Annotated in this window: 1 protein-coding gene and 1 pseudogene; both read right to left on the reverse strand. The window is 62.1% G+C overall.

Features of this window, described 5'->3' with window-relative positions:
- Positions 1-862: pseudogene (locus EN749_RS33740) on the reverse strand (1,4-alpha-glucan branching enzyme); the annotation flags it as partial.
- Positions 863-968: 106 nt separating this feature from the next.
- On the reverse strand, positions 969-2,779 hold a 1,811-nt coding region (locus EN749_RS33745), incomplete at its 5' end, for a glycogen/starch/alpha-glucan phosphorylase (RefSeq protein WP_128364798.1).

Consider the following 2,779-nt stretch of genomic DNA (forward strand, 5'->3'; position numbering starts at 1 on the left):
GGATCAGCCGGTCGGCCAGTTCGTCCCATGACAGGAACGTACCGTCGTCGCGAAGCTGCCAGGAGCCGGCATGGACCTCGTAGATCGAAATGGCTTCGCGCCGGTGATCGGCATTGCGCCAGAAATTGCGATGCGCCTCGTCGCCCCACTCATGCGCCGGCGGCACAGCCACGACCGAAGCGGTGGCCGGACGCAGTTCGGACTTTAAGGCGAACGGATCGGCCTTCAGCGGCAGCCTGACGCCGTCGGGGCCGATGATCTCGTATTTGTAGGGCCGGCCGGCACCGATATCGGGAATGAACACCTCCCAGATGCCGGTGTCGCGGCGATCCCGCATCGAGTGCCGGCGGCCGTCCCATTCGTTGAAATCGCCGACCACAGAGACACGCCGCGCATTGGGAGCCCAGACGGCGAAATGCACGCCCGTGGCGCCTTCGTGCTCGATGACATGGGCGCCGAGCTTGTCGAACAGCCTGAGATGCGATCCCTCGGCGATGTAGTAGTCGTCCATCGGCCCGAGCACCGGACCGAACGAATAGGGATCGGTCAGCCACCAGTCGCCGCCGGCATTGCGCGCGTGATAGCGAAGCGGTTGCCGCTTCTTGATCGAGAGCTTGCCTTCGAAAAAGCCGCCATCGTCGCGCCTGGACAATTCACCCGCGATGGTGCCGGTCAGCGTATAAGCGGTGACGAATTCGGCATTCGGAACAAAGCAGCGGGCCACAAAACCCTTCCCAGCCTCCTGGACACCGAGAATGGCAAACGGATCGCCATGCGTGCCGGCAACAATCGCCGCAACATCGCTGGCTGCCGCCAGTCCGTCCGGCCCGCTTGTCGCAGCGGTCGCGCGCGGCTTCTTCATCAGGCAGTGTCCCTCCCCAGGCACCGAGTGTTTGTTTCTAGTGGTGTGATCCGACTTTCAAGTCACACCACCGGGACCACACTGTTTGCGGCCTCATGCAATCACATCAGGCAGGCACGTTCCAGATTTCTTTCGCATATTGGCGGATCGTGCGATCGGAGGAGAACCAGCCGACACGCGCCACATTGCGGATTGCCCTGGCGTACCAGTCGGGACTGTTGCGCCAGACCGCATCGACCTCGCGCTGGGCGGTGGCATAGGCGTCGAAATCGGCGGCGACCATGAACCAGTCGCTGTTGTAGAGGCCGTTGACGAGGTCGCGGTAACGCTCCGGATCGTCCGGCGAAAAGACGCCCGACGAGACGGCAGCGACCGCTTGCGCGAGCTCAGATGATCCTTCGATGACGGCGCGCGGATCGTAACCGTTGTTGCGCCGCTCGGCGACCTCGGCGGTGGTCAGGCCGAAGATGAAGATGTTGTCGTCGCCGACGCATTCCTTGATCTCGACATTGGCACCGTCGAGCGTGCCGATGGTCAGCGCGCCGTTGAGCGCGAACTTCATGTTGCCGGTGCCCGACGCTTCCATGCCGGCAGTCGAGATCTGCTCGGAAAGGTCGGCCGCCGGCATCATGATCTCGGCCAGACTGACATTGTAATTCGGCACGAACACCACCTTCAGCAGACCGCGCACGGCCGGATCGCGGTTGATGACTTTTGCGACATCGTTGGCGAGTTTGATGATCAGCTTGGCATTGTGGTAGCTGGGCGCCGCCTTGCCGCCGAAGAATTTCACGCGCGGCATCCAGTCGCGCTCGGGGTGCGAGCGGATCTGGTCATAGAGGGCGATCGCCTCGAGAATGTTCAGAAGCTGGCGCTTGTATTCGTGGATGCGTTTGATCTGGATGTCGAAAAGCGCCGAAGGATCGACCTTGATGCCGAGCCGGTCGGCGACGAGGTTGGCCAATCGCGCCTTATTGGCGCGCTTGACGGCGGCGAACTTGTCGCGAAAGGCGGCGTCGCCGGCGAAACCGTCGAGATCCTTAATGGCGTCGATGTCATCGAGAAAACGGTCGCCGATCGCCTCACGGGCGAGCGACGTCAGTCCGGGATTGCATTGGATCAACCAGCGCCGCGGCGTGATGCCGTTGGTCTTGTTGTTGATACGATCGGGATAGAGCTTGTGCAGATCGGCGAACACCGTCTCCTTCATCAGGTCGGTGTGAAGAGCCGAAACGCCGTTGATGGAATGCGAGCCGACAAAGGCCAGATTGCCCATGCGCACCCGACGGTCGCCATTTTCCTGGATCAGCGAGATGCGGCCAATCTGCTCGTCCGAGAACTGGTTGGAAGCACGCGCCTCCAGAAGCACTTCAGCGTTGATGGCATAGACGATCTGCATGTGGCGCGGCAAAAGCCGCTCGAACAGCGGCACCGGCCAGCTTTCCAGCGCCTCGGGCAGCAGTGTGTGGTTGGTGTAGCCGAAGGTGCGCTGGGTGATATCCCAGGCCTGGTCGAAGTCCATGCCGTGGACGTCCATCAACAGGCGCATCAACTCCGCCACAGCGATGGCCGGATGAGTATCATTAAGATGGATCGCCGCCTTGTCGGGCAGCGACTTCAGGTCGCCATATTGGCTCAGATGGCGCTGCACGATGTCCTGCAGCGAGGCGGTAGAGAAGAAATACTCCTGCCGAAGCCGCAGTTCCTGCCCGGCCTTGTGGGAATCGGCGGGATAGAGCACGCGCGACAAGGCATCGGCCTTGTTGCTTTCGGCGAGCGCGCCGATGTGGTCGCCGGCATTGAATTTGTCGAGCAGGATCGGATCGATCGGCATGCCCGACCAGAGCCGCAGCGTGTTGACGCGATTGGCCCGCCAGCCGACGACGGGCGTGTCATAGGCGACGGCCAGCACATGCT

It is taken from the genome of Mesorhizobium sp. M7A.F.Ca.ET.027.02.1.1 (assembly GCF_004022985.1).
Lineage (GTDB): Bacteria > Pseudomonadota > Alphaproteobacteria > Rhizobiales > Rhizobiaceae > Mesorhizobium.